This window comes from Streptomyces violaceus, from assembly GCF_036014075.1.
GTDB lineage: Bacteria > Actinomycetota > Actinomycetes > Streptomycetales > Streptomycetaceae > Streptomyces > Streptomyces violaceus.
The window spans coordinates 5595977-5622969 of sequence record NZ_CP107911.1 but is presented as its reverse complement, the minus strand read 5'-3'; the positions used below and the strand labels follow the sequence as shown (position 1 = coordinate 5622969).

24 protein-coding genes are annotated in these 26993 nt (G+C 66.0%); 14 read left to right on the top strand and 10 right to left on the bottom strand.

The features are described 5' to 3' along the window. Window positions 1-17: 17 nt before the first annotated feature. Both OG542_RS25415 and OG542_RS25410 read left to right on the top strand, forming a co-directional pair. Window positions 18-884, top strand: a complete 867-nt coding sequence (locus OG542_RS25415) for an LLM class F420-dependent oxidoreductase (protein WP_328413785.1) — start codon at window positions 18-20, stop codon at window positions 882-884. A gap of 1006 nt (window positions 885-1890) precedes the next feature. Next, complete coding sequence (locus tag OG542_RS25410; protein ID WP_328413784.1) at window positions 1891-4941, top strand: DNRLRE domain-containing protein; 3051 nt, start codon at window positions 1891-1893, stop codon at window positions 4939-4941. A gap of 66 nt (window positions 4942-5007) precedes the next feature. Here the strand turns inward: OG542_RS25410 and OG542_RS25405 are convergent, their stop codons facing one another. From OG542_RS25405 to OG542_RS25390, 4 genes are all read right to left on the bottom strand, one after another. Beyond that, window positions 5008-5598 (bottom strand): hypothetical protein, encoded by a 591-nt coding sequence (locus OG542_RS25405; protein WP_328413783.1) that lies wholly within the window; start codon window positions 5596-5598, stop codon window positions 5008-5010. Window positions 5599-5725: 127 nt separating this feature from the next. Next, window positions 5726-6583, bottom strand: coding sequence for a fumarylacetoacetate hydrolase family protein (locus OG542_RS25400; RefSeq protein ID WP_328413782.1), 858 nt, complete (start codon window positions 6581-6583; stop codon window positions 5726-5728). 176 nt (window positions 6584-6759) lie between these two features. After that, window positions 6760-7473 carry a YidC/Oxa1 family membrane protein insertase gene (locus tag OG542_RS25395; protein ID WP_328413781.1) on the bottom strand — a complete coding sequence of 238 codons (714 nt, stop codon included), beginning with the start codon at window positions 7471-7473 and terminating at the stop codon, window positions 6760-6762. A gap of 87 nt (window positions 7474-7560) precedes the next feature. Next, window positions 7561-7872: a DUF6412 domain-containing protein gene (locus OG542_RS25390; RefSeq protein WP_328413780.1), complete on the bottom strand. Its 312-nt coding sequence runs from the start codon at window positions 7870-7872 to the stop codon at window positions 7561-7563. 235 nt (window positions 7873-8107) lie between these two features. Between OG542_RS25390 and OG542_RS25385 the strand changes: the two genes are divergently transcribed. From OG542_RS25385 to OG542_RS25355, 7 genes are all read left to right on the top strand, one after another. Beyond that, window positions 8108-9583 (top strand): glycoside hydrolase, encoded by a 1476-nt coding sequence (locus OG542_RS25385; RefSeq protein ID WP_328413779.1) that lies wholly within the window; start codon window positions 8108-8110, stop codon window positions 9581-9583. Window positions 9584-9724: 141 nt separating this feature from the next. Then, window positions 9725-10741 carry an SEC-C domain-containing protein gene (locus tag OG542_RS25380; protein WP_328413778.1) on the top strand — a complete coding sequence of 339 codons (1017 nt, stop codon included), beginning with the start codon at window positions 9725-9727 and terminating at the stop codon, window positions 10739-10741. 16 nt (window positions 10742-10757) lie between these two features. After that, on the top strand, window positions 10758-10973 hold the full coding sequence (locus OG542_RS25375; protein WP_328413777.1) for a helix-turn-helix transcriptional regulator: 216 nt from the start codon (window positions 10758-10760) through the stop codon (window positions 10971-10973). Window positions 10974-11505: 532 nt separating this feature from the next. Beyond that, window positions 11506-13059: an ATP-binding protein gene (locus OG542_RS25370; RefSeq protein ID WP_328413776.1), complete on the top strand. Its 1554-nt coding sequence runs from the start codon at window positions 11506-11508 to the stop codon at window positions 13057-13059. A gap of 55 nt (window positions 13060-13114) precedes the next feature. Then, a complete protein-coding gene (locus OG542_RS25365) occupies window positions 13115-16105 on the top strand; it encodes a Z1 domain-containing protein (RefSeq protein WP_328413775.1) in 2991 nt (996 codons plus the stop codon). Window positions 16106-16442: 337 nt separating this feature from the next. After that, on the top strand, window positions 16443-17240 hold the full coding sequence (locus OG542_RS25360; protein ID WP_328413774.1) for an HNH endonuclease: 798 nt from the start codon (window positions 16443-16445) through the stop codon (window positions 17238-17240). Window positions 17241-17253: 13 nt separating this feature from the next. Continuing rightward, window positions 17254-18117 carry an NgoMIV family type II restriction endonuclease gene (locus OG542_RS25355; RefSeq protein WP_328413773.1) on the top strand — a complete coding sequence of 288 codons (864 nt, stop codon included), beginning with the start codon at window positions 17254-17256 and terminating at the stop codon, window positions 18115-18117. 30 nt (window positions 18118-18147) lie between these two features. Here the strand turns inward: OG542_RS25355 and OG542_RS25350 are convergent, their stop codons facing one another. Continuing rightward, entirely contained in the window at window positions 18148-19410 is a 1263-nt protein-coding gene (locus OG542_RS25350) for a DNA cytosine methyltransferase (protein WP_328413772.1), read from the bottom strand. An 82-nt stretch (window positions 19411-19492) separates the two neighbouring features. On the opposite strand from OG542_RS25350, the gene OG542_RS25345 reads away from it, so the two are divergent. After that, window positions 19493-19957 (top strand): very short patch repair endonuclease, encoded by a 465-nt coding sequence (locus OG542_RS25345; RefSeq protein ID WP_328413771.1) that lies wholly within the window; start codon window positions 19493-19495, stop codon window positions 19955-19957. Between the two features lie 60 nt (window positions 19958-20017). Here OG542_RS25345 and OG542_RS25340 read toward each other — a convergent pair whose 3' ends face one another. After that, window positions 20018-20650, bottom strand: a complete 633-nt coding sequence (locus tag OG542_RS25340) for an ATP-binding protein (protein ID WP_328413770.1) — start codon at window positions 20648-20650, stop codon at window positions 20018-20020. Window positions 20651-20867: 217 nt separating this feature from the next. On the opposite strand from OG542_RS25340, the gene OG542_RS25335 reads away from it, so the two are divergent. Further along, the gene (locus OG542_RS25335) at window positions 20868-21713 is read left to right on the top strand and encodes a helix-turn-helix domain-containing protein (protein ID WP_328413769.1); all 846 of its coding nucleotides are present in this window, start codon (window positions 20868-20870) and stop codon (window positions 21711-21713) included. Beyond that, on the top strand, window positions 21714-21917 hold the full coding sequence (locus OG542_RS25330; protein WP_328413768.1) for a DUF397 domain-containing protein: 204 nt from the start codon (window positions 21714-21716) through the stop codon (window positions 21915-21917). Between the two features lie 510 nt (window positions 21918-22427). On the opposite strand, the gene OG542_RS25325 is transcribed toward OG542_RS25330, so the two are convergent. After that, entirely contained in the window at window positions 22428-22682 is a 255-nt protein-coding gene (locus OG542_RS25325; RefSeq protein ID WP_328413767.1) for a hypothetical protein, read from the bottom strand. A 334-nt stretch (window positions 22683-23016) separates the two neighbouring features. Between OG542_RS25325 and OG542_RS25320 the strand changes: the two genes are divergently transcribed. Beyond that, window positions 23017-23763: a class I SAM-dependent methyltransferase gene (locus tag OG542_RS25320; RefSeq protein WP_328413766.1), complete on the top strand. Its 747-nt coding sequence runs from the start codon at window positions 23017-23019 to the stop codon at window positions 23761-23763. Between the two features lie 200 nt (window positions 23764-23963). Here OG542_RS25320 and OG542_RS25315 read toward each other — a convergent pair whose 3' ends face one another. Next, entirely contained in the window at window positions 23964-24581 is a 618-nt protein-coding gene (locus OG542_RS25315; protein WP_328413765.1) for a TetR-like C-terminal domain-containing protein, read from the bottom strand. An 80-nt stretch (window positions 24582-24661) separates the two neighbouring features. Between OG542_RS25315 and OG542_RS25310 the strand changes: the two genes are divergently transcribed. Then, window positions 24662-25996: an alpha/beta hydrolase gene (locus tag OG542_RS25310; RefSeq protein ID WP_328413764.1), complete on the top strand. Its 1335-nt coding sequence runs from the start codon at window positions 24662-24664 to the stop codon at window positions 25994-25996. A gap of 39 nt (window positions 25997-26035) precedes the next feature. Here OG542_RS25310 and OG542_RS25305 read toward each other — a convergent pair whose 3' ends face one another. Together OG542_RS25305 and OG542_RS25300 are read right to left on the bottom strand one after the other, a co-directional pair. Further along, the gene (locus OG542_RS25305) at window positions 26036-26407 is read right to left on the bottom strand and encodes a VOC family protein (RefSeq protein ID WP_328413763.1); all 372 of its coding nucleotides are present in this window, start codon (window positions 26405-26407) and stop codon (window positions 26036-26038) included. Between the two features lie 74 nt (window positions 26408-26481). Further along, window positions 26482-26970 carry a MarR family transcriptional regulator gene (locus OG542_RS25300; protein WP_328413762.1) on the bottom strand — a complete coding sequence of 163 codons (489 nt, stop codon included), beginning with the start codon at window positions 26968-26970 and terminating at the stop codon, window positions 26482-26484. Window positions 26971-26993: the final 23 nt, after the last annotated feature.

The following is a 26993-nucleotide window of genomic DNA, read 5'->3' as shown; positions in this document are numbered from 1 at the left end:
CGGAGGGACAGCAACCGATGACCACCGCCCTGAAGGAAACCGTCGGCCGGTACGGCATCTGGAGCGTAGGCCTGCGCTCGGAGGACCCGGACCGGCGCGCCGAACTCACCGAGGCCGCCGCCGAACTGGAGGAACTCGGCTACGGCGCCGTCTGGCTGGGCGGCAACAGCTCCGCCGCCAACGCCGCCCCGCTGATCGAGGCAACCTCCCGGCTCACCGTCGGCACCAGCATCCAGAGTATCTGGCAGCACGAGCCGGACGCCGCCGCCACGGCCTTCGCGGAGCTGGAGTCGGCCCACCCCGGGCGGTTCCTGCTGGGCCTCGGGGTGAGCCACGCCAAGCGGGTGGAGCAGTACGCCCGCCCCTACTCGGCCCTGGTCGAGCATCTCGACGGCCTGGACGCCGCCGGTGTGCCGGCGGACCGGCGCCTCCTCGCCGCCCTGGGCCCGAAGTCACTCCGGCTGGCCCGCGACCGGGCGGCGGGCTCGATCCCGTACCTGGTCACCCCGGAGCACACGGCGCACGCCCGCGAGATCCTGGGCGAGGCCCCGCTGCTGGCCCCGGAGCTGGGCGTCGTCCCGGAGACGGACCCGGCCCGCGCCCGCGCCCTGGCCCGCGAGTTCCTCGGCATCTACCTCCCGCTGCAGAACTACACCAACAACTTCCTCCGGCACGGCTTCACGGAGGACGACCTGACGGACGGCGGCAGCGACCGCCTGGTCGACGCACTGTTCGCGTGGGGCGACGACACGGCGATCCGCGCCAAGATCGACACGTACTTCGAGGCAGGCGCGGACCACATCGCCCTCCAGCTCATCAACGACGAGCCCCGAGACGCCCTCCCGCGGAAGGAATGGCGCCGACTGGCTTCTCTGTTGGCGTGAGGAACGCGCTGAGGGCCGCCTCCCTCGGCCGGGCCGCTGACCATCGCGGGGCGCACGACGTGATCACCGCGGGTCCCGTAGTTCAGCCTGTTCTTGCCAGGAACCCCGGGCGTTCACGCCCGGGAGGAATCACATCCTGAAATGGGCGGGAGCTGAGCACCGTCCCATCGCTTTGGAATGCCGCCCGGCTCAGGCCGGGCGCTTCTGGTTCGCCCTGCAGATCCCTGACAACGAGACGGCGGTCCGGCCCCGGCCGGCCTGCGCAGGCATGAGGCCGAACGACGCCGCAAGTACACCGGCCATCACAGCCGCAGCAACGAGCGCGGCGAACACGGATGCTGACGAACGCGTAGCCGCCCTCGGCCCGGAAGCGATACGTGAGGCCGATGGCACTGTCCTTCGAGTCGCTCTGCCATGTCCCGACCAGGGCCTGAGAAGCCGCATCTCACCCGGTCTCGGAAATCAGAACCCGGCAGCTTCTCGTCAAGGTCAACCTTCAGCCACAGCGGCCACAGGGGCTGCACCCCCTGTCGACACCAAAGCCGCCAAGTGCGCACTCCGACAGGCGAGTTGAAAGGATTCAGCGCGTCCTGAAATCAGCTTCATGAGTGTTGATCTCCCTGTCTAGAGTTCTGCCGTCCGTGCGGCTTTCGTACAGGCGTTTGAGTCTGACCTAGCGGGAAGGACACGGCACCTCGTGGATCCATCCACCCAACCCACCACGCAAAGACGCAGAAGACGTAACAGGCTCGCGGCAGCCGCCGCGCTGCTGCTGATCGCCGAGCTCGGCATCGCCGCGGCCGGCCAGGCCGCTGCGGCTCCCGCCCCGGAGAGGGCCGGCGAGCCGGCCAAGGCCTCCCAGCCGTCCACATCGGAGATCCACAAGGCCGGCGCGCAAGGGACGGCCCGGCACGCCAAAGGCTCGAAGGCGTGGGCGCTCGCCGAGGCGAACAAGACCGGCAAGAAGGTCGTCGCCTACGACGAGACGACGGCCACCACCTACACCATGGCCAACCCCGACGGCACCCTGACCACCGAGCTGACCTCCGGGCCCGAGCGGGTCTGGCGGGCGGGCAAGTGGCGCAAGGTCGACGCCACCCTGACCAGGGCCGGCGACGGAACTGTGAAGGCCAAGGAGCACCCCAACGGGCTGCGCCTGGCAGGCAGGAACGGAACCGCGCCGCGCTCGCTGGCCGCCGCCAAGGACGCCGCCCCGCGCGATCTCGTCACCCTCGGCACCGGCGACCAGGCTGTGACGCTGCAGTGGAAGGGCGGTCTTCCCGCGCCGGAGCTGAACGGCACCACCGCCCGCTACCGGGAGGCCGTACCCGGCGCCGACGTCCTCGTCGAGGCCACGCGGACCGGCTTCGAGCAATATGTGGAGATCAGCAAGAAGCCCTCCGGCGACTACTCCTACACACTGCCGGTCAAGGCCAAGGGGCTGCAAGCCAAGGCGAACAAGGACGGGTCGGTGACGTTCACCGACACCGAGACCGGTGAACGGCGCGCGACGATGCCCGCCCCGGTCATGTGGGACGCCACGGTGGACAAGAGGTCCGGCGAGCACACCCGCCGGGCCCGCGTCGCGATGAAGGTCGTGAACAAGGGCACAGGGCGCATCGACCTGGTCGTCACGCCCAGCGCGGACTTCCTCGCCGACCCCAAGACCCAGTACCCGGTCATGGTCGACCCTTCGACCTCCGCTCTGGCCTCCACCTTCGACACCTACGTGCAGCGCGGCGAAACGGTCGACTGGTCTGCCGACACCGAACTCGACTTTGGCAACCCCGGCACCACCAACCCGGACGGCACCACCCGCGTGGCCCGGTCTTTCATCCACTGGAACACCACGCCCATCCAGGACGCATTGATTATCGACACGAACCTGGCGCTGTGGAACTTCCACTCCGGCAACACCGAGTGCACCGCCGAGTCGTGGACCGTCTGGGACACCACCGCGGCATCCACCTCGTCTCGGTGGACCAACCAGCCCACCTGGAACCAGCAGTACCACTCCTCGACCCAGACTCGCGGCAACCCGGACTGCGCCGGCACACAGCCCGACGGGTGGATCAACGCCGACGTCGACACCCTCGTGCAGACCTGGGCCTCGGCGAAGGCGACCCGGGGCTACATGGGCCTGCGCGCGGCCACCGACGACACCCGCGCCTGGAAACGCGTCAACTCCGGCAACGCCACCACGAATCAGCCGAAGCTGACCGTGACCTATAACTACCGTCCATCCGACGGCACGGCGCAGCAGGCTGGTCCGCCCTTCAAGACCTACAACGATGTGTGGGGTGTCAACACCCTCACGCCTACGCTCAGGGACAAGTTCGCGGACGCGGACGGCGACAAGGTCAGCGGTAGCTTCCAGGTCTACGACGCGGAAAACAACAAGCCGATCACCACGCCGGCCGGAGACGGCGTGCTCGTCTCCGACTTCGTCACGCCCGGCGAGTGGGTGACCGCGCAGATCCCGAACGGGCAGCTCGTCGACGGCAAGATGTACAAGTTCCGCACCAACGCCTACGACGGCACCCACTACAACCTGGGCTGGTCCCCATGGCGGACCTTCGTCGTGGAGACCGCCGCCGCCGGTGTTCCCACCAATCTTCAGCCCGGCGACACCTACACGATCAACGATCCCGCACTGATCGCCAACCCGGCCCAGGTTGAGCAAGTCCTGAACAGGGACGGCAATCTGGAAGCGATCGGCATCAAACCGCGCACCGGCCGCTCCGCTGAGCAGTCTGCCGCGGCCAAGACTGCGTCTGACCCATCCAAGGTGGCGCCTGGCACGACAAAGACGCCGACTGCCGGGACAAGGGCTGCCTGGGAGCGCACGTACACCGTTCCCAGCCAGCGATTCAACCGCGGCCGCAAGCCCGAGAACAACGGCCAGGATCCGTACGAATACATCGCTGACGTCGACGAATGCCACGACGCCGATGACTCGGACAACGCGGCCGGGTGGATCAAGAACCGGTTCTCGTACTGCCAGGAGACCTTGACGGTCATGCCGGCGATCAAATGTGGGTTGTGGCCCCCCGGCTGCTATCTGCAAGGCACCTTCATCTCGACCAACACCCTGATCGGCCGTGGACAGATAGGCGGCTTGAACGGCAGCACGCTGACCCGCTTTGCCGAATTCGACTTCAATGTGGATGTCTTCATATCCAGCGGCGATTTCAACAAGGTCGGCGCCAAGTTGGAAGCGAAGCTGGAGTGCGAGGGAGACTGGGACATCGGAGTTCCGGGCAACCCCACGGCAGAGGAAGCCTGCCAGCCGGGACTCAATACCGGCCGCAGTGATCCACCCAGCCAGTGGAAGTACAACGGCGACACAAAGTTCGACCTGTGGTCGCTGGCTCCCAAGCTGCCCGACGTCGCCAACGGCGATCAGATCGCCACGGGTCTGTTCACTCCGGTCCTCAAGTTTACGATCCCTGGCTACTCCCAGGTCATACCCTCCGAGGGCGAGCAGGGTGAAATTCGCTTCGACAGCGCCGCCTACAACGTACGAGCAAAGGCGGGTTCTGTTTTCCCCGATGTCACCCCCGCCCTGCGCTACGACCGGAGCGACAAGTCCGATGCCACAGCTCCCGTGGAGCCCTACATCGGAGTAGCCGCGGTCGCGGACCACATCGGCGACGCTCTTGACAACCCGGGCAGCACTTACCCGACGAAGAGCGACAAAAAGCTGCCCGGCGGGAGTGCCTTGAACCCGATGCACCGCCTCGTCCCGGGTTTCGGGCCGAGCGAGCAGGCACGCTACGACGCCAACCGCTCCGTCGTCTCCTCCACGTGCAACAACGCCGCCGTCCCGGGTCGACCCACGGCAGGCGAGCAGCGCGACTGCGACGAATTCCCCTTCGCCTCCAGTTACCAGGGGGCTGCGCGCTACCAGTACGAGGGTGATCCGTACCGCAACGACTTCTCCGTCCGCTACATCGACTCGGACGAGAACCAAGAAGCCGGCCGGCGTCTCGGCGCCTGGTACGACAATGACCGGATCCTTAGCCATGACCCGTTCATAGTCGTCATCGGCGGCTGACCGGGACATCTGGTCCGAGATGGTCATCATGCGGGGCCGGTCCACCAGACCGGCCCCGCGCTTCTTTCACTCAGTCTCTTCACTGGCGGCTGTGCGCCAGATCTGGACCAGGCAGTATTGCTCTGCTCCATTCAGTTTCTCTTCGTGCCCCGGCGGCATGGGCAAGGGTTCCCGGCGTCCAGCCAACGGGGAGGTGAAAGGTCCGCCTGCACGATTGAATGTCCACTGCCATCGCATCCGGTACAAGCCGGACGAAGGGAGGATCAGGGGGACTTCTTTCTGCCCTCCGTCGATGGTTTCCAGCGCAAGGTCGCCGCTGGGGAGCTCCACTTCCACGTCCTCCGCGCCGGACCACTGGGCATCGCTTGCCGGAGGGGCGGTTGACCAACTCTCCAACCGCACGGACGCCCGAATTACTTGGGGCGGCACCTGCAGATAAATCAAGCCAGGGGCGGTAAGAATCCAATTCGTGCGATCCGCATGTGGTGCATACGTATCGACACTCGTGTCAACCAGCCCAAAGATGCGATAACTTGGAGAAACCAGAGTCTCGAAAACATCCAGTAGCCTGCTCAAGGGCACCTCGCACGTCATCAGTTGAGTCGCGTGCAGCATAATGCCCTCGGATTGGACGGCGTCGGCAATTCCGACATCCATGTGCCTGGTGAGTCGGTGTAGGTGGGCGGTCGCCTCGAGGGCGCAGGACCGTGTCAGTGAGGGGTTCCGCCGCGTGGACACGAGCAACCCTTGACAACCGCCAGGCCTCGAAGCAACCGCAGCACCCTCAGGCGTCTTTCAACTCCTGCCGCTGCCGCCCGAGCCCCTCGATCTCCAGCTCGACCACATCCCCGGCCCGCAGAAACGGCTTCGGCTCAGGCTCCCCCAGCGCCACCCCCGCCGGCGTCCCGGTATTGATCACATCCCCGGGATACAGCGTCATGACCTGACTGAGATACCGCACGACCTCCCCCACCGAGAAGATCTGCTCCGCGGTCGTCCCGTCCTGCTTCAACTCCCCGTTGACCCACAGCTTCAGGGACAGGTTCTGCGGATCCGGCACCTCGTCCGCCGTCACCAGCCACGGCCCGAGCGGATTGAACGTCTCGCAGTTCTTCCCCTTGTCCCAGGTCCCGCCCCGCTCGATCTGGAACTCCCGCTCGGACACGTCATGCGCCACCGCGTACCCGGCGACATGCGCGAGCCCTTCCTCCGCGGACCCCAGATACCTGGCCGTACGCCCGATGACGACGGCCAGCTCGACCTCCCAGTCGGTCTTCACGGACCCGCGCGGCACGAGCACCGTGTCGTGCGGCCCTACGACGGTGTCCGGAGCCTTCATGAAGACGACCGGCTCGGCGGGCGGCTCGGCGCCCGTCTCGCGCGCGTGGTCGTGGTAGTTCAGCCCGATGCAGACGATCTTGCCGATCCGGCCCAGTGGCGGTCCGATCCGCAGCCCGGTGGCGTCCAGGGCGGGCAGCTCACCGGCGTCCGCGGCGGCCCTGACCCGGCCGAGCGCGGCCTCGTCGGCGAGCAGCGCGCCGTCGACGTCCGCGACGACGCCCGACAGGTCCCGCAGGGTCCCCTCGGCGTCGAGCAGCGCGGGCCGCTCCGCCCCCGCCGTACCGACTCGCAGCAGCTTCATGATCACGTCTCCCTCGATCGCGGGCGCCCGACCGATGCGTGCGACCCGGATGCGGCGGGGGGCAGCCATCGGAGGACTGGTCGATCCTCCAAGCTGGGAGTCCACTCCGCAATACCCAGTTCACGTAGTGGACCGTCATCGGGGGCCGTCATCGGGGGACCACACCCATAGGGGGACTACCTGTAGAGGACAGCCCGCTCGACCACACTCCACGTCGTACTGGTCACCACGTACAGCGCGGCGGCCAGCGGCACCACCGCCACGGTGACGAGCGTGAAGAAGGACATGAACGGCATCACCTTGGTCACCGCTCCCACGCCCGGCACCTGCTCCCCGCCACTGACCTGCACGGCCGGATTGGCGGCCATCATGCGCTTGCTCAGCCGGTAACCGAACACGGCGACGCACCCGACGACGACGAACAGCCCGGCGTAGACGAGCCCCGCGCCACTCAGCGCCCCGCCCCCGCTGAGCGCGTCCGTCCACCGCTCACCCAGCGGCGCGGCGAACAGCTCATGGCCGAGCAGCTCGTTGGCCCGCCCGCCGATCGTGTCGCTGGAGAACAGGTGGTAGAGCAGGAAGAACGCGGGCACCTGGAGCAGCCCGGGCAGGCAGCCGGCCAGCGGCGACACCTTCTCCTCGGCGTGCAGTTCCAGTACGGCCTTCTGCAGCTTCTCGGGGTTCTTCCCGTGCTTCTTCCGCAGCTCGGCGATCTTCGGCTGGAGCGCGGTCCGGGCCTTCTGGCCGCGTGCGGCGGCCCGGGACAGGGGGTGGACGAGAAGTCGTACGAGCGCAGTGAACAGGACGATCGCGGCGGCGGCCGCGGAGGCGCCGAACAACGGCTGGAGCAGGTCGGCGAGGTGCTCGACCAGGTTGGCGAAGACGGACATGCGTGAGCCCTCCGGGGGTCTCGTCGTGCCGGAATGCGGTCATGGCGGCATGACGACCCACGCGGGGTCAGCTACGTGATGGTGCCCCTACGCGAAGGTCGTCCGGAGGGCGTGTCCGGGTGCCCGGGGCCGGGGGCGCCCCTTGGCGTCCGGGTCGCTTTGCGGCAGGAAGGCCGTACGCAGGTCACGGTCGCGGATGGCCGTACGCACACGAGTGCGGGGCACGGCGGGCGCGCAGCGCGAGGCGACGAGGGCGCAGACCGCGAGCGCGGCTCCGGCCGCGGCGGTCGCCGCGAGGGCGACGGTGGCGGTGAGGCTGCCGGTGTCCAGCAGCGCCACGCCCAGGACCAGACAGAGCAGCACGAGAACGGGACGCGATTTCGCCCAACTGCGGATCATCGACGGCCCCTCCTCCCGTACGTGCGTATGTCCTGCTGTTCGTTATACAGGATCACCTCCTCGACCGCGTCCGAGACTTCGTACACGGGTTTGAGAAAGGTTCGTCACAACTCTCGACAACCCATCCGTCACACCCGATGCTTCTCGATGCCATGGACGGGCCGTCCCGCGACGCCTGGGCCGGGGGCACCGGCGCCTGCCCCCACGATCCCCTGAACTCCCCTACGGAGGAGCCGTGATACGACGCAGAACCCTGCTGTCCGCAGCAGGCGGTACGTTCCTCGGCAGCGCCCTGGCGACCGGCACCGCGCACGCGGACGCCACCATCGCCGTCACCCCCTCGACCACCTACGGCACCTGGGAGGGCTGGGGCACCTCCCTCGCCTGGTGGGCCAACGTCTTCGGCGCCCGGGACGACTTCGCGGACCTCTTCTTCACCACCAAGTCGGTGACGTACAACGGCCGCTCCCTGCCCGGCCTGGGCCTCAACATCGCCCGCTACAACCTCGGCGCGTGCAGCTGGAACAGCGTCGGCGGCGAGACGATGGCCAAGTCCCCCAACATCCCCGCCTTCAAGCAGATCGAGGGCTTCTGGCAGGACTGGAACAACGAGGACCCCACCTCCTCGGCCTGGAAGTGGTCGGCGGACGCCAACCAGCGCGCGATGCTGGTGAAGGCGACACAGCGGGGCGCGATCACCGAGCTGTTCGCCAACTCCCCGATGTGGTGGATGTGCGCCAACCACAACCCCTCGGGAGCGGCGGGCGGCGGCAACAACCTCCAGACCTGGAACTACCGCCAGCACGCCTCCCACCTGGCGGCGACGGCCCTCTACGCGAAGAACAACTGGGGCGTGAACTTCGCGACGGTCGACCCCTTCAACGAGCCGGCCTCCACCTGGTGGACCGCGACCGGCACCCAGGAGGGCTGCCACATGGACCCCGCGGTCCAGGCGGCCGTACTCCCGTACATGCGCAGCGAGTTGGACAAACGCGGCCTCACGAGCCTCCGCATCGCCGCCTCGGACGAGACGAACTACGACACGGCCCGCTCGACGTGGGCGTCCTTCAACTCCTCCACCAAAGCCCTGGTCTCCCAGGTCAACGTGCACGGCTACCAGGGCTCGGGCGGCCGCCGCGACCTCCTCTACACGGACGTGGTGACGACGTCCCGCAAGAAGCTGTGGAACTCCGAGACGGGCGACAGCGACGGCACGGGCCTGACCCTGGCCTCGAACCTCTGCTACGACTTCCGCTGGCTGCACCCCACGGCGTGGTGCTACTGGCAGGTCATGGACCCGTCGGCGGGCTGGGCGATGATCGCCTACGACGCGAACACCCTCCAGCCGACCACGGTCCAGACCAAGCACTACGTACTGGCCCAGTTCAGCCGCCACATCCGCCCCGGCATGACCATCCTGGACACGGGCGTCAGCTACGCGGTGGCGGCATACGACGCGACCTCCCGCCGCCTGGTCCTGGTAGCGGTCAACACCTCCACCTCGGCCCAGACCCTCACCTTCGACCTCTCCCGCTTCTCGACGGTGACGGGCGGCTCGGGCGGCCTGGTCCCCCGCTGGAACACGGTCACGACAGGCGGCGGCGACCTCTACACCCCCCGCTCGGACATTCGCCTGAACGGAAAATCCGTAAGCGTCCCCTTCGCGGCGAAGTCGGTCCAAACGCTCCAAGTGGACGGCGTGACGCTGTAGGCCGACGGCCGGCGAACGGCACGGCGGCGGTTCGGGGCGATCTGTAAAGCCCGGATGACAGGCATGGGGAATCCGCGCAGGCCAGCGGTCTGGCCTGCACATCTCTCACGCTCGTCACCTCCCGGCAGTACGGTGTCCCCCATGCGCCCCGACACGCCTGCCGAAAACGTCGACCACACCGCCGAAGCGGCACGCCTGGAGCGGACCGCCGGCCTGTATCCCGAGGACGCCGAGGCCCTGCTCCTACGGGCCGCGGCCCACCTGGAACTCTCCGGCGACCGCCCCACCGCGTCCACGCTCTACGACCGTCTGCTGTCCTCCACGGCCGACCTGGACAACCCCCACCTGGTACGGGCGCTCAAGGCCTCGAACCTCTGGGAGTACGGCCACGAGGCCGAGGCCAGGGCGATCATCGAGGGCGTCCGCTCGGCGTCCCCCCAGGACCCGGCCCCCTGGGTCATCGTGGCGGAAGCCCTCGAGTCCCACGACGAACTGGAAGCGGCCCACGAGACCTACACGGAGGCCGTGCACCGCCTCCTGACGGACGTCCCGGAGCCCCCCTACGCCACCCACCCCCTCCTCTTCGGCCGCCACCGCGTACGGCGCATGCTGGGCGAGTCCCACGACGAATGGGACGCCCTGGCGGACACGGTCCACTCCCTCCCGATCACCCTGGACGAACTCCACGACCCCAAGCGCGTCTGGTCCCTGGGCTCGGAGAACCCGGCAGAACTCGAGGCCGAGATCCTCCGCCTCCGAGCAGAACTCGGCGCCTACAGAGAGGCCTTGTCGCGCCCGTTCCCGGTAGCGATCCTGCACTGGCCGGCCACGGAACTCACGGAACTCCTGGAGACGTACCCGTCACTCTCCACGGAGTACCCGACCCACGAGACCCACCTCGCGACCATAGAGTCCGCCCTCCGAGAACTGGCTTCCTCCGGCACCCCCAACCTCGGCATCGTCACAGGCACGGTCCCGTCGTACGAGGCGTTCGCAGCATCGGAGCTCTCCTCCCCGTCGGACGCGACGCTGCTCCCCCAGTACGCCACGACACTGGCGGCCCGGGGGCGGGCTGTGGCTTGGCCGCCGCAGCAGGGGGCGGCTTGTTGGTGCGGCTCGGGCCAGCCCTACGGCCAGTGCCACGGCTCGGACGCATAGCCGAGCCCCGCAGAAGATGCACACCTCACTTCCTCCCACCGAGGACAGCGAGGCCTTCGGCCCATGGCTGGGGCACCAACTGCGTCGAGCGGGTATGTCGCAGGCGCATCTGGCTGACCAGGTCGGCACGACCCGCGCCACCGTCTCAGCCTGGATCACAGGTCGCGCGGAACCACACGACGAGACCAGGGCCCGCATCGCGGACATCCTCGCCACAGCGCAGCTCTCATGACGCGCACGGTCGGCCTCCCGACGCGGCCGACCGGCGCGCTGGCCTCACCCTGGCACCTCGACCACCGGCCGAACGCCGCTAAGCCGACCTGGCGTGCCCTGAACCGCTGATGCGCCCTGCACCCCGAGAGTGCCTGGACAACTCGCCGCTGGACGACGACCCGATGCCCCCGGCCCTCCTGGGCCGCCCGCTCGCTTCTCTCCCGTGCTGGAGCGCCCTTGAGGCGGGCCGTGGAAGCACGACACTGGCCAGGAAGCGGGCGGCCCCAACCTGCACCTGGCCCTGGCACCACCGCCAACTTCCCGCACGCGGCCCGGACTCCGCACAGCCCGCCTCAGAACGCAGTTGGGTAAAAAGCAGGATATTCAAGGAATATCCATGGCCAAAGCTGTTGAAAGATAAGGGATTTATCGCCCCTGTTCAGCTCTCACCTCCCCCTATGTCCAACCTTTGCAGTACCGTCACACTCTCCGTTGGATGTAAGGGGCTGCTACTTCGTGAGCAGGTCCCGACCTGTGCATTTTGAGGAAGCATGCCCTACGAGCCTGGTAGCGATTGGCAGTACGACGTCCCCACGACCGGCAGCGCGCACTTGCCACCAGATGCGGGCTACGGCAGGGCTCTGACCAACCAGGGCTACGGCTTCGAGGTCGCCGTCGCTGACCTCATCGACAACTCCATCGACGCCGGCGCCGACAAGGTCGTCGTGCACTTCCTGCGTGATGCCGACCGGATCCTGACGCTGTTGATCATCGACAACGGCATTGGCATGGACGAAGAGGGACTGGATGCCGCGATGACGGTGGGGCACCGCCGTGACTACGGCGAAGGCGCCCTCGGGATGTACGGCACAGGCCTCAAGGCCGCTTCGCTCTCCCATGCTTCATCACTCACCGTGGTCAGCCGCACCAGGCGCAGCCGAGCTGCCGGGCGGCGCCTTACCGCAGAGGGCATCGAGGACAGTTTCCGCTGCGACACCGTCGACCCGCGGTACGCGCAGAATCTCGTAGACCGTTACGACGGGGTCATCGAGTGGCAGGGAAGCATCGTGCGCTGGGATGGCGTGCGGGCCTTTGAGACAGTCGCGCGCGGCCAGAGCGACCAGTTCCTGTCCAAGGCGATCTCCCGCCTTGAGACCCACCTTGGCCTCTACCTGCACCGGTATCTGCAGCGCGGTCTGAAACTCGACATAGCAGTGTGGGACGTGAACTGCGGGGAGCGCGGCCTCGGCGAGGAGGTGGACCACATCGCCGTAGAAGCCCTGGACCCGTTCGGGTACAAGGTGCCGGGCAAGCCGGGCTACCCCCGGGAGTTCATGGCCCCAGTGGAAGGCCTGGGGGACCTGCGCCTCACCGGCCACATCTGGCCTGCCAAGTCCAAGCAGGCGGGGTTCCGCCAGATCGGTTCACTCACGGAACGACAAGGCTTCTACTTCTACCGGAACGACCGCCTCGTACAGGCTGGAGGATGGAACGGCTGGCGGAACCCTGAAGGGCACCATGTTCTCGCCCGGGTCGCTGTCGACCTTCCGTCCCGCGAGAACAACGTTCTGAGCCTCGATGTGAAGAAGGAGAGCGTCACAGTCACTCCTGCCTTCACGGACGGCCTCGATAAGGCGGTGGACTCTAAGGGGCACACATTCCGGAGTTACCTGCTCGACGCCGAGACTGCCTACAGGGACGGTTCGAGGCGAAACGAGATCATCCGCAAGTCTGTCACTCCCCCGGGCAAGGGCCTGGATCCCAAAGTCAAGCGAGTCATCAAGGAAGAGCTGCCTGAGAAACCGGGCGAGGAACCGATCACCTTCACCTGGGGTGCGCTTCCCCCCAACCAGTTCTTCGACCTTGACCGCGAAAACAATGCGGTCATCGTCAACAAGGCATACCGGGAGGACTTCAACGACGGCAGGCGCGGCGGCGCGAACGACGCCCCCGTCACGAAGACCTTGCTGTACCTGCTTCTTGAGGACTGCTTCGGCCTGGGGCGCTGGGAACGTAGTCGTCAAGACCGTCTGGACTACTGGAACACCATCCTTCTGGCTTCCGTGGATGCCCAGCGCACGCGGCGTGCGCAACAACTCTCCTGACACCAACGCGCAGTCATTCCTGTTTCACCCTGATGCGGACTGAGGACTTCTCCACATGAGTGACATCCCAGCCAACGTGCTCCTCGACATTCACACCCACGCGCTGGCCGGCATGCTGAACGTCCCCCGGCACTTCTCGCGTTGGGCCGCAGTCGCCGCCGACGAGGACTATCCGGACGCCGACCTGAGCGAGGAAGTGTTTCGCACCTACCTCGTCAACGGCGACGAGGCCCTCAGAGCTCTGTGGAGCCGTCACCTCACCGCCTGGGACTTCGCCGAAGATCCTCAGTGGGCGCTAGCAATACCTGCCCGCACCGATGAGCGCCGTACAGCCGTCTATGACCGGCTGCGGTTTGGCAATGACTTGCGGAAGGCGCTAGATGACGCCGTACCCGTAGCGAAGATCGCGGGCCCCACCGTGATCACACGTGAATTCATCCCCTGGTACACCCCTGAGCGCAGTTCCGCCCGTTCCTTCTATTGGACGTCGTACGAGCAGAAGCTCCGCGCCAAGGGGTGGTCCGACGCGGCGATCGCAAGCCTCGATGAGGCAAGCCGGGCAGTTGTTGAACGCCTCACCGATCCAGAGCAGCCGACGGCTCGGCAGGCGAAGGGCCTGGTCGTCGGATACGTGCAGTCAGGCAAAACAGCCAACTTCACTGGCGTCACCGCTAAGGCGATCGACGCTGGCTACCGCCTCGTCATCGTGCTGGGCGGGACGCTCAACATGCTGCGTGCTCAGACCCAGCGCCGCCTCGACATGGAGCTGATCGGGCAGGAGAACATCCTGCGAGGGGCGGATATCACGGACCTTGACTCCCTCGTAGGCGTGGACTATGTAGGCGACGACGACGCGGACTGGGACCAGTTCGTCCAGCACGGCGCACGCCCATCTGTGCTCGGTGCGTTCGACATCGAGCGTCTGACTACTCGCGACAATGACTACAAGAGCCTTGCGCAAGGCATCAGGGCTCTTGAGTTTGAGAAGCGCGAACCGACCCGCCCACTGCACGATCCGGCGAACCTCCACCACGCAGCGGCCCGCGTGCTCGTGGTGAAGAAGAACAAGTCTGTTCTGACCAAGCTCGTCAAGGACCTCAAGCAGATTCACGGGCTGCTCGGTGAGCTGCCCGCCCTGATCATCGATGACGAGTCCGACCAGGCGTCCGTGAACACCCTGGACCCCAAGAAGTGGGAGCAAGGCAGCACGGAACGCACGGCCATCAACGGGCTGCTCTCCCAGCTCCTGAAGCTGCTTCCTCGAGCGCAGTACGTTGGCTACACGGCTACACCTTTCGCCAACGTCTTCGTTGACCCCGGTGACGACGAGGACATCTTCCCCAGCGATTTCCTAGTCTCGCTTCCTCGCCCCACCGGTTACATGGGCGCCCAGGACTTCCACGACTTGGACTCGGCGATGCCTCGGGATGAGCGCACGTACGCCAACTCCCAGGAGAGGGCGCACATCCGGGACATCTGCGAGTCAACGGGTGACCGTCTCCAAGAGGCCATGGACGCCTTCGTCCTGTCTGGCGCTCTGAAGCTGTACCGGGCGGACCACGGCGTGGATGACGGCCCGTTCCGGCACCACACGATGCTCGCTCATCAGTCGGTACGGAAGGACGATCACGCGGACCTCGCGTTGTGCATCAATTCCATGTGGCATCAGGCGGGTTACAGTTCGGCCGCAGGCCACGAACGCCTTTCCGCGCTCTGGGCTTCGGACTTCGCTCCAGTCAGTGAGGCACGCGCGTCAGACCTCCCCGCTCCTGCCTCCTATGCGGAACTGCGTCCTTACGTCAATGCCGCACGCCAGCGCATCGGCTCAGGAGGTCAGCCAGTCATCGTCGTGAATGGGGACTCCGACCGCTACTTCGACCAGTTGAACCTCGACTTCGACCGGACACCAAACGTATGGAAAATCTTGGTAGGCGGAACAAAGCTCTCTCGCGGTTTCACCGTGGAAGGCTTGACCATCACCTACTACCGGCGCACCACCCAGCAGGCGGACACCCTGATGCAAATGGGGCGCTGGTTCGGCTTCCGGCCCGGTTACCGGGACTTGGTCCGGCTCTACATCGGACGGGAGGAGCCCTTCGGCCGCAATAGGTACGCCGATCTGCACGAGGCTTACGAAGCGATCTGCCGCGACGAGGAGACATTCCGGGAGCAGCTGGCCCAATACGCCGTAGTGGTCGATGGACAGCCTCAGATAACACCCATGCAAGTGCCTCCCCTTGTGGCACAGCACCTGCCGTGGATCAGGCCTTCGGCCCGCAACAAGATGTTCAACGCGGAGTTGGTGGAGATCCGGTCACCTGGCCGCCCCATTGAGCCTGCGGCGTACCCAGAGAACAACGCGGTCCTCAAGCGGAACGCTGAGCGCTGGCGTCCCTTGCTGGACTCGCTCAACTCAGCGCCAGCTACGTTCACAAATCCGCCGGACAATTCCAGCTCGCTCACGCGAACCTTCGATGCGCTGACGGGAACCGTCTCTCACAGTGACCTCGTCAGCGTGCTGTCTCAGCTCGAATGGGAACGTCCAGGACACTTCGACCCGCACCTGACGTACCTCAGCCAGCTCGACGGCACGCTTGCGAAGGTGGACGATTGGCTCCTCATCTCCCCTCGTCTGGCCGCGAACACGCGCATTGAGGCCCGCGTGCTCGGTTCGCTGCCGCTGTCCCTCGCCCGCCGAAGCCGACAGGCCGGCAAGAAGTCCTTCGGTCGCATCGCCAGTGTCGAACACCGCACTGCGGCACAACGCCTGATCGATGCTGCGCGCTCGCCGGCTGAGGCGCGCCCAAGTGAGAGCATCGGGTCTAGGACAGGGGTGGCACTTCTGTACCCCGTCGTGGAGGGGGACAGCCACAGCGACGTGCAGGCGGTCGTGCGGAACGGTTCGGCTGACCCATCGAAGATCGTAATGGCCTTCACCTTGATCCCGCCCGCCTCAGCCGTGAGCGCCGACCGGCGCCTGGTGCGCTTCCGCGCCAAGAACTCGAGATACGCCTCTGAGGCAACAATTCCAGCGAGTTCGTCCTGAATTAGGGAACGGAGTCAGCCGGCGGACCGCCCGGGCCGGGCTGGGCCTACAACGACGTCCGAGTGAACTGACCGCCTCGCGCTCACGGTCGTGCTCCGCCGACCCTGCCCGAGATACTGCGCGAGCGGATCATGGAATCGCGTCCACCGGGCATTGCGCCCGGAGGAACGGCGGCGGCCACCTGCTATGGGGCGCCCCCGCACGGGAGCCGGTGGTGAGCTCGCGCTGGGGGGCGGAGGTCAAGTCGCTTCTCGCTGAAGTGGCCGCCGCAATCGGGCCAAACCCGCCAGCCTGAACCCTTGGGTAATGATCCAACAGGCCGGCCATACTCCGCAGCATGGACGCCAGCGCAAACGACGGGCCGATAGCCCCAGATGGAACACCTTGGTGGGAGCTCACAGTCCAGCCAGGCACCCGGAACAGTCCGTTTGGTCAAGAACGGCGCCTAGCAGCCTGGCTCTGGTTCAACAAGGAAATTGGCGAAATATTCACGATGAACGAGCTCCGCGATGCTCTGGGCTCTGACATCGTCGGCAAGTCCGAGCACCTCAATCGCCGTCTCCGCACCCTGCGCTCAGTGGGATGGGTCATCCCTTCGTACAAGGATGACGGCTCGCTGGGAACAGACGAGTATCGGCTTCAGGCAAAGGGGGCTCGGTACTGGCTCGACGAGGATCGTCTAGCTCACAAACGATTCGCGCCATCAGCTCGCGTACGGCGCGATGTCATAGGCCGCGACGGCGGACGCTGTGTTGTCTGCGGAGCCGCGGCCGGGGAGTCCTACCCAGGTGAGCCCGACAGTAAGGCCCGGCTCACCATCGGGCATCGAGTGCCGCAGGAACGTCTGAGGGCGCGCAGAGCGGCCGACGACATCGACAACTGGCGTACCGAGTGTGCACGGTGCAACGAGCCAGTTCGAGACGAGGTTCCCGATCCCTGGCAGTACGACGAGGTACTAGCACAGGTCCGGCGCCTGAGCCGAGGAAATAAGCAAACGCTACTCAGTTGGCTGCAGCGAGCGGAACGCACTCGTTCAGAGCTTGACCGTGTCTACGATCTAGCTCGGGTCCTCACGCACAAGGAGCAGGAGGATCTCATCGCCTACTTGCAGACCAGCTCCGGCAGCTTGAGTTAGGAGTCCTCCTCACGTGACAGCGGCACTTACGGCAGCCAGGAAGAACTTCCACGATGACCTTATCGAGAAGTACACCCTTTCCCTGTCCCCTGACGGCGTGGCCTCAAATGCTGACAGCGGTCAAAAGACTAGCGTGAGCATCGGGCTAAGCATCGCAAAGGATCTCTCCGCAGGGACTATTCCCAAGAAACTCACCGGGCAGCGAGTTGGAAAGCAGTTCGAAGAGGCCGTCGAGGGGTTCCTATCAGACACTTTTCCCCTATTTCAGTCTCTCCGCCCGGGTGACTGGAGCATCGAGAATGTCGGCGGCTCCCGAGCCGAATACCAGATTTCCAGGTACGAGCCCTACACGCACCTAGCTGACCTCGCGAACGCAATTGAGAACGACAGGAATCTCGCCTCGGTACTGGGGAATTCCTACGAGATCAGCCCGGACATTCTGATACTCCGAAAGCCTGAATCAGACGAGAATATCAATCGCGATTCCGATCTGCTGGACTCGGAGTCTGGCCGATACGCCGTCATCAGGATGGCCAATCAGGACCGCCCCATTGTCCACGCCATAGTTTCCTGCAAGTGGACGCTTCGCAGTGACCGCGCTCAGAATGCGCGCTCGGAGGCCCTTAACGTAATCCGAAACCGGAAGGGACGCACTCCCCACATCGCCGTTGTCACCGGAGAACCCTCACCCTCTCGGCTGGCATCGCTAGCGCTTGGCACAGGTGATATCGACACCGTGTATCACTTCGCCCTGCCGGAGCTAATCAAAGCGGTCCACGAAACGGATAACGACGAGGCAGTCAGCATGCTCAACACCCTCGTTACCGGTAAACGCCTGCGCGACATCAGTGACCTGCCGCTCGATCTGGCGATCTAGCAGCAGGTCCCACTTGCCGACATGGCGCGGCTAGCTGATTCGGGATCGCAACTCAGCGAAACGTGCGTGCCTGTCGTGGTCTTCCTGGCCTGTGAATCCCTTGAAGCCCGCGAGCCGGTACGCACGACCTCCGAGCTGATCATCCTCGTCGATCACGAAGTCCCGCGCCAGCAGGGCCATCCGACGCTCGAAGGCAAGAGAGTCCATCTTCTCACCAGCGAGCCGCACCAGCTCTTTCTCCGTCAACGCAGTTGACGCGTTCTTCAAGGCCAAGTAGAGCCCGTCATGCATAACTTCGTTCTCGACTTCGGCCAGTTGCTTTGGCTCGCCCTTGCGGTTCAACGCATTGGCGATGGAAGCGCCAATCGCACGTGCCACGGGTGGCGGGAATGCGTTGCCGATTTGGCGATACCTGGTCGTCTTGCGTCCCGTGAACTCCCACTCATAGTCACGCTCCTTACCCCAGCCTTGGATGCGAGCCACCATCTCCGTGGTGAGCTTCGGCAGAAAATCCACTGGGGCCGACCTATCCGGCGGTGCGTCGGCAACTCCCATTGCGTCTACGCCGAGGTTACGCCAAGCCGCTTTAGCGCGAGTTGGCCCAAGGTCCGCGCCACCATGCTTTTTTGAGCCGCCAACAATGGTGGGGGCGATGTCGTTCGCCTTTTTCACCCAAGCTTCGGCACCCAACCAGCCTTTAGCAGCCATCATGTCCTGCAGCGCCGTTCCAACGGTTTCCGTTGTGGGCTTTTCTTCAGGCCAGTTGAACCATTGGGCATCTTCATGACGCATGGCGACGAGGACGAAACGCGGCCGCAACTGAGGGACGCCGAAGTTATTTGCATGAAAGAGTTTCCAGTCGGACCAGTAGCCGAGGTCTCTCAGGCGATCTTTCACATGCTGACGGTAGGCAGAGAAGCGAGGCATTGAGAGGCCGCGTACGTTTTCAAGAAGGAGCGCCCGGGGCTTCATCTTGCCAGCCAGTTCAACGGCCCATGCGAAGAGGTCACGCTCATCGGTTGCACCGAGCTGCTTACCGGCAATCGAAAACGGAGGGCATGGCACCCCACCCGCAAGGAGGTCAATATCGACGTATTTGCCTGGTTTCCAGAGGTCCTCGTCGGCAACGTCACCGTGCACCACCTTCCAGTCGCGGTTCGCGCGAAGGGTGTTGACGGCGTTCTCGTCGAGCTCGACGGCGACGGCGTGATCGAAACCTGCCAGCTCAAGGCCGAGCGACTGGCCCCCAGCGCCCGCGCAGATCTCCACGGCGGACAGATCAGCCACGCTCATACCTCCATGTCTGTCTTGCACAGGTCTACCATCCTGACCCATCAAACACTGTGGGTCTGACACTAGGGCTACGGTGGACGCGATGAGCTCTAGCCCTGATCCCGCAACGCCGACGCCGCCGACGCCTGGCCGCTCACGCAACATGGCTGCGATCAAGCGGCGGGACACCAAGCCCGAGCGGATCATCCGGTCACTGCTCCACGCTGCGGGGAAGCGGTACCGCGTTGATTACCGTCTGCAGTTGGAGGGCGCGCGCCCACGGCCGGACATTGCTTTTACACGTGCGCGAGTGGCTGTGTTCGTCGACGGCTGTTTCTGGCACTGCTGCCCCGAGCATGGCCGACAGCCTGGTGTAAATGGTGGCTACTGGGGGCCGAAGCTGGAGCGCAATGTGGCCCGGGACAGGGCCGCTGACGCAGCCCTTACGGCGGCAGGCTGGTCTGTCATCCGCGTGTGGGAGCACGAGGACCCAGACAAGGCCGCAGCCCGGATCATCGCCGTTCTCGACGCCGCAGCCTCCGATGATCGAGGTTCACGAACTCGCTGAAGGTCGGGCTCCGAGGTCGCTGAAGTGGGCTCCTGCCGGTGCTCGAAGACCTCCGCCCTGTCAGGCAGCTTCCGACACAGCCTCATAGTGCATCTGAGCGCGGTCGAGAATGTCGTCCGGATCGTGGCCACGAGCAGTAGTCCAGTGGAGCAGATCAGCGATCAGCTCCACCGCCGACTCGACGAGACTCACCTCTCGCCCTCGTCCGGGTTGGCTAAGCAGGCACGCGACCTTCTCATAGTTCTCGAGCACCTCCACAGCGCGCTCGACCCTTCGGCACCTGCGCCCGTCGGTAAGCGGAATCTCGCACCAGACCGCCTTGCCCGCCGCAGTCAGCACTGTGCCCCAGTCCACAGCCATGGCCGCGAGCAGACGCAGGCCACGACCAGACTCATCACCGCATCCTGCGGTCCTGTCAACAGGCACGACCGGGCTCTGGTCGTGCACTTCGAGGCGTAGTCGCTCGCCCTTCCTCTCAAGGATCAGGGCTGCCGACACTCCTTCACCAACATGCTTCACGACATTGGTGGCCAGCTCCGTAACGAGAAGTTCAGCGTCATCAGCGGCGATGACCATGCCCCAGCGCTTGAGCTGCTGGGCGGCTGCTCTTCTCAGCAGGCGCACTTCCGCCGGCGCTGCTTCAAAGGGCAGAACACAGCGCGCTTGAGGCTGCGTGGCTTCGTAGCCGGGCATGACCACTTCTCCCTCCCTGGCCACGCGGCGCTTAGAACTTGCCGTATCTGTACGACTGCGCTGCGTAGCGACTGAGGAGAGCATGGCACAGAGAAATCTCTCTGTGTAACTTCTCATGAGAATCTATCGGGTGAATCCGGTAGTGAGCCCGGTTCACCACTACCTAGCCTGATGGGCGTCCTCCGGGCTGAGGCCCGGCACATGGCGAAGGAGCCACATGCCCGAACGGAGCACGACACGACGCCGCCAGCTCGGCGCCACCATGCGCAAGTTGCGCTCCCGCACGGGAATGACGCTTGAGGAAGCAGGGAGCCTGGTCGGCGTCTCGAAGGCGACCGTCAGCAGGTACGAGACCACGGCCGGACCGGTCAAGTGGATCGTCGTCGACGCGCTCTGCCGTGAGTATGGAGCAACTGACTCCGAGCGGCGAGCAGTCGTCAACCTCGCTAAGAACGCCAAGGAGCAGGGCTGGTGGAGCTCCTTCGCCGACTCCATCCCGGAGAGCATGAACCTGCTGCTCACCCTTGAGGACGAAGCCGTTCGTGAGAACCACTTCTGCTGCGTCTACGTCCCCGGGCTTCTGCAGACGCGTGCCTACAGCACGGCACTCCAGGAAGCCAATGAAGTGCCCTTGGAGTCAGCAGAGATCGAGCGGTTGGTCGACATCCGCATGAAGCGACAGGAGTTGCTGTCCCGTTCGAAACCGTTGCACCTGTGGGCGATCCTTGATGAATCGGTGGTCCGCCGCGTTGTCGGGTCGCCGGCGGTCATGAGGGAGCAGCTCGACCGGCTGCTCGAAGCCAACGCGTCCCCGCACATCACGCTCCAGGTGCTGCCGTTCTCCAAGGGAGCCCACGCCGCAGCGCTAGGGAGCTTTGTCATCATCGGCGGTCCTGAACCGGCCCTCGACGTCGTGTACGTCGACTTCCACACGGGCTCGCTGTTCCTGGAGAAGGAAGCGGAACTGGAGCGATACAGACTTGCGTTCGAGTACCTCCGCGCACAAGCGTTGGACATGGAGGCTTCCTCCGCCCTGATCCATCGCGCCCGCAAGGAGCTCTGAATGTCCGCTGGCCCCCAGATAGCCTCCGGCCTCAGGTGGTTCAAGTCGTCTTACAGCGGCGGCAACACCACCGAGTGTGTGGAGTGTGCCCACATCACCAACGTCACGCTCATACGCGATTCCAAGACCGCAAGGGGGCCTGTCGTCTCCGTCGGGACCGAGGCGTGGCGCTGCTTTGTAAGTGCCGTAGCTGGCGTGATGTGACCGCCGAGTCCGCGTTGGGGATCACCTTTCGTCGCCCACTGCGCTGATCCCTCCCCGGGACCAGGGCCTATCTCGTGGATGCGGGCGATTGCGGGATCATCTGGACTCCCTGCTTCGCCCCGCGATCTAATGCCGTGCCATGGACGCAGGAGTGGCAGCTGTCATCGGCGCAGCGATCGGCACCGTTGGAGGTGTTGGCGGCGGGTTGGTCACCACCAACTAGATCTTGTCTCTTCGTAGCGCCTCGGACTGCTGGTTGGCCAGGGTGTACTCACGGCCGCCCGGTTCTCCCGAGGTTGGCGCCTCCGGGGCGAGTGTCAAGAGCGCCCTTCGGGCGTCGGCTGCCGCCGATTGCGCTTCGCTTCACTCTTGACTCTCGCCCCTCCACCGCGGGGTTTTTCCCGGCCGGGCGGCCCAGGGGTGGGGCGGCGGGGAACGGTGGGGAGTGGTGCAGGGCCGTGGCCGGGTTGCTGGTCCGCGGTGAGGGGGGGAGGCCGTTGGCCGTCGTGGTCAGCGGCGGCTGTAGCCGGTCCAGAGGGGGCCACCGGCCCGGTCCAGGATTTCCTCGACCGCAGCCGTGAAGGCGACCGGTTCGGTCGTCGGGTTGGAGAGTGCGGCCGACGCGGCCTCCGTCAGGCGGGTGTGCAGGCCGGGGTGCGGGGCTGCCAGTCGGCGGGAGAGCCATTTGCCGCCGCCGAGCCGGTGGCCGTCCGTCAACAGGGCCAGTTCGGCGGCGCGTTGCAGGAGGCGGGTGATCAGGTACACCCGTCCAGGGAGGCCGGGCAGCCTCGTAGGTCGTCCAGCATGTCGGTGAGTGCGTAGCGGTGGTAGTCCAGCTCCTCCGTGGAGAGGGGAGGCGGCCGGCGGCCAGGCGTTGTCTGGACTCGGTGTGGAGTCTTGCGCCGAGACTGTCGGAGTCGGCCAGGAATGCGCCCTCCGCGCACATGGGCAGGAGTGGGGAGCGGCGTTTCGTCGCTTCGCGGTCTGCAAAGGCCCCCCAACATCCCACACCAGCGGTCCGCCGCCCCGCAGGCGTCGGTGCCGGGAAAACGGCAGTAAAGCACTGTGTCAGGCACCTTCGGCCAACGAGGATGATTGCATGACCATTACCTCTCAGGCCCGTTCCTTCGACAAGGCCGCCGCCAGCTACGCCGCAAACCGCCCGTCCTATCCGCCGGCTCTGCTCAGCGCACTCGAAGAACTCGCCAACCGGCCCTTAGATGGCGCCCGCATCGCGGACATCGGTGCTGGCACCGGTTTGGCGACCGCTCTCCTCCATGCCCATGGTGCACAGGTCATCGCAGTGGAACCCGGTCCCGGAATGGCTTCCCAGTTCCGCCTCCGACTGCCCGAGGTCCCTCTCGTGCTCGGGGACGGCAACAACCTGCCGCTTGCCTCCGAGTCCGTGGACATCCTCACCTATGCCCAAGCCTGGCACTGGACCGACCAGCGCAAATCCGTCCCGGAAGCACTGCGAGTACTTCGCCCCGGTGGTGCGCTCGCTCTCTGGTGGAACGACTCAGACAGCACGGTCGCCTGGATAGCTGACCAGGACGCCCGCCTTCGCCGCCTCTTCGATGCCGACGACAGCGAACCCGATCCGATGGCCCGATTCCGCGGCCTGCCACCCGAACTCGGCTTCACTACCCGCCAGGTGTCCTGGGCCCGTAGCGTCCCGCTCGATACACACCTTGCGAACCTTGCCAGCTACTCCGACTTCCTGGTCCTCGGAGAGAAGGCCACCAAGGCGTTCTTGACTGCGGAGCGGGATCTCCTGACTGGCGTCTTCCCGAACGGGACGGTCGAGGAGCGCTACGTCGTCAGCTTGGCCGTTGCTCGCCGCTGACGCCGAAATACACGGGGGGGGGCTGGCCCGGGTCCGGTTTGACGCTTCCGCGGCGGCAAACCGGACCGGGTCTCCTGGATGCCCCGACGGAGCAGCCGACCGACCCACCTTGGCAACCGTGAAGTCGCCCTGTGGTTCGGTCCATGAGGGGAGCGTGGCAGTGCTCCGTCTCCGGGTGCGAACGCATCCCTGAGGGTGGGTCAGGGGGCGGGTTCGTCGTGCCGAAGGCTGCGGAAGACCGCGGGTGTCGTCCAGCCACGCAGTGTGGCGAGGACCGTCGAGCTGAACGCGGCCTCTGCTGTGGGGGCGTCGAAGGCGCCGGCGAGTTCGAGTGTCACCAGCCCATGGAGAGTCACCCAGAGGGAGACGGCGATCGACGTCGCATCGCCGTCGAGGACGGACTCTGTCAGGGCCCGGTCAATCGCCGCGATGAGCGGCCGGACGGGGTCACCGGTACCGACCGTCCCTGACGGCGTGAAGGACTGCACTCCGCCGAACAACACCGAGTACAGGTGACTGTGTTCGCGTCCCCATCGTCGGTAGGCGGTGGCCAGTGCGTAGATGTCGGCGAGGGGATCCTCGGAGGTCGGCACCGCTGTCACGGCCTGGAACAGGCTGGCGACGGCTTCGTCGCGTACCGCTCCGATCAGGCCTTTCTTGTCGCCGAACAGGGAGTACACCGCCGCCGTTGACGTCTCGGCGGCCGCGGCCACGGCGCGGACGGTGACCGACTCCTGCGGACGGGTGGCGAGCAGCTCGGTCGCGCACTCCACGAGTCGCGCTTTGACGGTCGCGTCGTTCGTCCTCGGCCTACCCATGACGAAGAGCCTACCTTCTTTGATAACGTCGTTTTGAAACAGCGTTCTGAAACAAGGTTCGGAAACTTCGGAGGTCCGTCATGCCCACATTCGCCATACGTCTTGCCCGCGTCACCGGACGATTACTGCTGGCCCTGGCCGCCGTCGCGACGCTGGTCGTCGTCTTTCTCGCCGCCATCGTCCTCACGGACGGGGCGGGCTCGGGGCTCGCCGCATGGCTGACGGCTCTTGGAATCGGGAGTGTCGCCGCGCTGTGGCGGGGCCGACGTCGCACCCGGGCAGCGCGGCTCGCGCCGTTCCTGCCGGTGGTTCTCGCGGCAGTGTTGACGGCGTCGGTCTGCGTCCCGACCGCGCCCACGGCACGGCGGTACCCGCCCGCCCTGCCGTTCGTGGCCACACAGCACTGGAGCCTTGCCACAGGCAGCCGGGTCGCGGTGTATCACTACCCGCCCGCGAAAACCGCTACCAGGCACCCCGTTCCGTTCGTGTACATCAACGGCGGGCCGGTTCGCGGCATCTCGGTTCAGGACCACCGGTTCCTGCAGCTCCTGGCGCGACAGGGCTACGACGTTTACGCCTACGAACAGGCTGGCGGCGGGCGAAGCGACCTGCTCCCCATGGACCAGTACGCGATCTCCAGGTCGGTCCGCGACCTCGCCGCTTTCGTCGACCGCCTGGACAAGGGCAAGGTCGACATCCTCGGATTCTCCTCGGGCGGGGTCGTGCTCACCCGGGCCCTGGCGGACCCTCGTGTCGCCGCACGCCTGCACCGGGCGATCATCGCCGATCCCGGCCCGATGGACGGCCCGACCGCGCGGATCGCCGGGCACAAGGGCCGGTCAACCGCACGCCACCTCGCGCCGGCGATGACCGGACCGCGGTCGACGCATGTCCCGCGGTATGCCGTCGCGTTCGGCCTCATGCGGCTCGGGCTCCTCTCCCCCGACACCGGGCTGATCGGACAGGCCGAGGGGGACAACGCCTTCACCGCCGCCGACCTCGGCAGCGACACCGCATCCGCCTACTGCGCGCGCGACGCGCACCGCATCCCGACCGAGGACACCGCGCGGAACTTCTCCTTCAGCGCCGCCGCCAGCCTGCGCGTCCAGCAGACGATCAAGGACTCACCCGCCCTGGCCCCGCAGCTGAGGCGCTCCAAGACCCCCGCGATGCTGATGATCGCCGAGTGCTCGTCCCAGGTGCGTCAATGGGCGACCGCCGTTCTCGCCCATGATCCCGCCATCCAGCGCACGCAGTACATGCCTGGCGTCGGACACCACATGTGGAACGGCCTTGACGACAACAACGACCGAGCCGCCGCCGTCATCACCGCATTCCTCCAGGACAAGCCCGCACCCCTGCCGGACTACCCGACCCGCGACGGGATCCCCGCTTTCCTGCGCGATCACAAGTGAGTGAGCGGGGTGGCCCGCCCCGGCTGCCCCGGCTGCCCGCTAGCCCAGTTCGCCTCGTTCGATGCAGAACTCGTTGCCCTCCGGGTCCGCCATGACGACCCAGCCCTTGCCGTCGGGGCGGGTGTGGTCCGCCAGTTGGCGGGCGCCCAGGGTGAGGGCGCGTTCGACCTCGGCGGCGCGGGCGCGGCCCGTGGGTTTGAGGTCGAAGTGGACACGGTTCTTGGTCGCCTTGCCCTCCTCCACCCGGACGAAGAGCAGGCCCGGGCCGTTCGGGTCCTCGATGAGTACCTCCGAGTCGCCGGGTTCGTCGATGGCGGAGATCGGGTGGCCGAGCAGCTCGCTCCAGAAGCGGGCGAGTTCGTACGGCTCTCCCGTGCAGTCGAAGGTGATGTGGCGGATGGTCGGGTGCAACGGTTCTCCCCCGTGGGTGTGTTCGCCCTGTGATCCTGCTCCGCAGGATGGCTGGGGCGGCGGGGGCTGTCGAACTATTTCCCGTTGTCGGGGAGGTTGCCGTCGCCGCCGAGGTTGGCGACGATCCGGCGCAGGACGTTGATCGTGGTGACGAAGTCGGCCGGGTCGATGTTCTCGTGGGTCTGGTGGTGGACGCGCAGGTTGCGGTCCCTGGCTCGGAGGCGGGCCGCCTCGCCCGGCTCGGTCAGGGTCATGGTTCTGGTGGTGGCGTCCTCGGTGAGCCAGCCGCGGGTGACCAGGTCGTCGTAGACCGCGTCGAAGTCGGTGTCGAGGTCGTCGTACGGGAGCAGGCGTGCGGTCAGGGTCGTGCGGGTCCACGTGCCGGGGGCGCCGGCCGCGTGGTTGAGGGTCCACCAGTGGGGCTGGGTGAGGTCCTCGACCGCCAGTTGGGCGCGAATGGCTCCCACCACCCTGCGGTAGGCCATGCCGGTCCATGCGCCGATCGGCTGGGCGGCCAGTTCCTCCCGGGAGTACTCCTTGAGGTCCTCGGTCCGTGTGCTCATGCGTGCTTCGCCCTCCGTTGGTC

What these genes read in the sequence shown, in the direction of transcription:
- OG542_RS25415 (WP_328413785.1), top strand. Translation starts at nt 18, where the DNA reads ATGACCACCGCCCTGAAGGAAACCGTCGGCCGGTACGGCATCTGGAGC.
- OG542_RS25410 (WP_328413784.1), top strand. Translation starts at nt 1,891, where the DNA reads ATGGCCAACCCCGACGGCACCCTGACCACCGAGCTGACCTCCGGGCCC.
- OG542_RS25405 (WP_328413783.1), bottom strand. Translation starts at nt 5,598, where the DNA reads ATGGATGTCGGAATTGCCGACGCCGTCCAATCCGAGGGCATTATGCTG.
- OG542_RS25400 (WP_328413782.1), bottom strand. Translation starts at nt 6,583, where the DNA reads ATGAAGCTGCTGCGAGTCGGTACGGCGGGGGCGGAGCGGCCCGCGCTG.
- OG542_RS25395 (WP_328413781.1), bottom strand. Translation starts at nt 7,473, where the DNA reads ATGTCCGTCTTCGCCAACCTGGTCGAGCACCTCGCCGACCTGCTCCAG.
- OG542_RS25390 (WP_328413780.1), bottom strand. Translation starts at nt 7,872, where the DNA reads ATGATCCGCAGTTGGGCGAAATCGCGTCCCGTTCTCGTGCTGCTCTGT.
- OG542_RS25380 (WP_328413778.1), top strand. Translation starts at nt 9,725, where the DNA reads ATGCGCCCCGACACGCCTGCCGAAAACGTCGACCACACCGCCGAAGCG.
- OG542_RS25375 (WP_328413777.1), top strand. Translation starts at nt 10,758, where the DNA reads ATGCACACCTCACTTCCTCCCACCGAGGACAGCGAGGCCTTCGGCCCA.
- OG542_RS25370 (WP_328413776.1), top strand. Translation starts at nt 11,506, where the DNA reads ATGCCCTACGAGCCTGGTAGCGATTGGCAGTACGACGTCCCCACGACC.
- OG542_RS25365 (WP_328413775.1), top strand. Translation starts at nt 13,115, where the DNA reads ATGAGTGACATCCCAGCCAACGTGCTCCTCGACATTCACACCCACGCG.
- OG542_RS25360 (WP_328413774.1), top strand. Translation starts at nt 16,443, where the DNA reads ATGGACGCCAGCGCAAACGACGGGCCGATAGCCCCAGATGGAACACCT.
- OG542_RS25350 (WP_328413772.1), bottom strand. Translation starts at nt 19,410, where the DNA reads ATGAGCGTGGCTGATCTGTCCGCCGTGGAGATCTGCGCGGGCGCTGGG.
- OG542_RS25345 (WP_328413771.1), top strand. Translation starts at nt 19,493, where the DNA reads ATGAGCTCTAGCCCTGATCCCGCAACGCCGACGCCGCCGACGCCTGGC.
- OG542_RS25340 (WP_328413770.1), bottom strand. Translation starts at nt 20,650, where the DNA reads ATGCCCGGCTACGAAGCCACGCAGCCTCAAGCGCGCTGTGTTCTGCCC.
- OG542_RS25335 (WP_328413769.1), top strand. Translation starts at nt 20,868, where the DNA reads ATGCCCGAACGGAGCACGACACGACGCCGCCAGCTCGGCGCCACCATG.
- OG542_RS25330 (WP_328413768.1), top strand. Translation starts at nt 21,714, where the DNA reads ATGTCCGCTGGCCCCCAGATAGCCTCCGGCCTCAGGTGGTTCAAGTCG.
- OG542_RS25320 (WP_328413766.1), top strand. Translation starts at nt 23,017, where the DNA reads ATGACCATTACCTCTCAGGCCCGTTCCTTCGACAAGGCCGCCGCCAGC.
- OG542_RS25315 (WP_328413765.1), bottom strand. Translation starts at nt 24,581, where the DNA reads ATGGGTAGGCCGAGGACGAACGACGCGACCGTCAAAGCGCGACTCGTG.
- OG542_RS25310 (WP_328413764.1), top strand. Translation starts at nt 24,662, where the DNA reads ATGCCCACATTCGCCATACGTCTTGCCCGCGTCACCGGACGATTACTG.
- OG542_RS25300 (WP_328413762.1), bottom strand. Translation starts at nt 26,970, where the DNA reads ATGAGCACACGGACCGAGGACCTCAAGGAGTACTCCCGGGAGGAACTG.